Genomic DNA, 1,858 nt, shown 5'->3' with positions numbered 1-1,858 from the left:
GCGCTTCCGCTCTACCATATTTTTTCGTTGACGGCGAACTGTCTCACGTTTATGAGTCTGGGTGGTCACAATTTGCTGATCACCAACCCACGGGACATGAAAGGTTTTGTCAAAGAACTTGGCAAATACCGGTTCACGGCCATGACAGGTGTGAACACGTTATTTAACGGTCTGTTGAATACGCCAGGCTTTGAATCGTTGGATTTTTCGCGTCTAAAACTCACGCTAGGCGGAGGCATGGCCGTGCAAAAAGCCGTTGCCGAACGTTGGCACAAAGTGACGGGTAAGCCACTGCTCGAGGCTTATGGTTTGACCGAGACGTCACCAGCCGTCTGCATCAATCCGCTTAATCTGGAACGGTATAACGGGACTGTCGGTTTACCGGTGCCGTCGACAGAAGTGAAATTCATTGATGATACGGGACGTGAATTGGCGCTGGGCGAAGTGGGAGAGCTCTGCGTGCGTGGACCACAAGTGATGAAAGGCTATTGGCAGCGGCCAGAAGAAACGGCCAAAGTACTTGATGGGGATGGGTGGCTGCGAACCGGCGATATGGCCATGATGGATGAAAAAGGCTTTGTGCGTCTTGTGGACCGTAAAAAGGATATGATTCTTGTCTCCGGCTTCAATGTTTATCCGAATGAAATTGAAGATGTGCTGGCGATGCATCCGGGTGTGCTCGAAGTCGCAGCGATCGGTGTGCCGGACGAAAACTCTGGAGAAGTTGTCAAGGTCTTTATTGTCCGTAAGGATCCCAACCTGACGGAAGAGGACATTATGCGCTACAGTCGGGAGAATTTGACCGGCTATAAACGGCCCAAGCATATTGAGTTCCGGGACGAACTGCCTAAATCCAACGTTGGCAAAATTTTGCGTAAGGAACTCAGAAAAGAAGAACTGGCGAAACGATCGTGACGCAAACAACCCATTTAAGTTATCAGTGGGTGGCACAGCCACCCACTTTTTTGTGGCAGGCAGTCCCCTTTCTGGCGATTGATACCGAATTTGTTTGGCGCACCACCTATCGACCGATTCCTGCGCTCATTCAAATAAAGACACCATATGACGTTGTATTAGTCGATGCGCCTGCCATAAAAGAATGGCATTGGATGGCAGATATGTTTGCGTCCGACACACTGTTTGTTCTACATGCCGCAGAAGGTGATCTTGATATTTTCTATCAATTGAGCCGCGCGATCCCAAAAAACATTTTTGACACACAAGTGGCCGCGGCATTTTTAGGGATGGGGCGTTCGTTAAGCCTCAAAGCGCTTGTCAAAAAATGCCTTGGCATAACACTATCCAAGACACAGAGCATGAGCGACTGGCTTAAGCGGCCTTTGTCAGATGCACAGAAACGTTATGCGGCAGAAGATGTGCTGTATCTGCCTCAACTCTATGAATTGTTATCTAGACAGTTAAAAGAGCGCGGACTATATGACTTTTTTCGACAAGACATGCAAATGTTGTCGAATTGGCGACCTGCTGACGATCGGGATGCATATCAACAGGTCAAGGGAAGTTGGGTGCTGGGGAACGAGCCTAGGGCTTGGTCGATACTCGCATCCCTTGCCGAGTGGCGAGAGCAGCAAGCGCGTCAAATCAATTGTCCGAGAAAACATGTTTTGAAAGATGAGGCGCTGGTTTGGCTGAGCCAGCACAGGCCGCAGCGGTTACAGGATTTGTATTTGTGTCCTGAGCTGTCAAAGCAACAAAAAAAACGTTATGGCCGAGCGTTACTGACCTTAATAAATGCCAGCGAAATAAATTATGATATCACGCCAGTCCGGCGTCTTATTGACATTCCGGACGGTACAAAATTGTTACGAGAAATGAAAATGTGCGCCGCTCGGCAGGC

The 1,858-nt window shown here is 49.0% G+C and carries 2 protein-coding genes; both read left to right on the top strand.

Features of this window, described 5'->3' with window-relative positions:
- A partial coding sequence (locus tag D6694_03160) for a long-chain-fatty-acid--CoA ligase (GenBank protein RMH46725.1) occupies positions 1–915 on the top strand: 915 nt, incomplete at its 5' end.
- Positions 912–1,858 (top strand): hypothetical protein (locus D6694_03155; protein ID RMH46724.1); only part of this gene is annotated, 947 nt, incomplete at its 3' end. The genes D6694_03160 and D6694_03155, both read left to right, overlap by 4 nt.

The sequence above is a fragment of the Gammaproteobacteria bacterium genome (assembly GCA_003696665.1).
Classification (GTDB): Bacteria; Pseudomonadota; Gammaproteobacteria; order Enterobacterales.
Note: the sequence above shows the minus strand (reverse complement) of the source record. Positions and strands in the feature narration are given on the sequence as shown.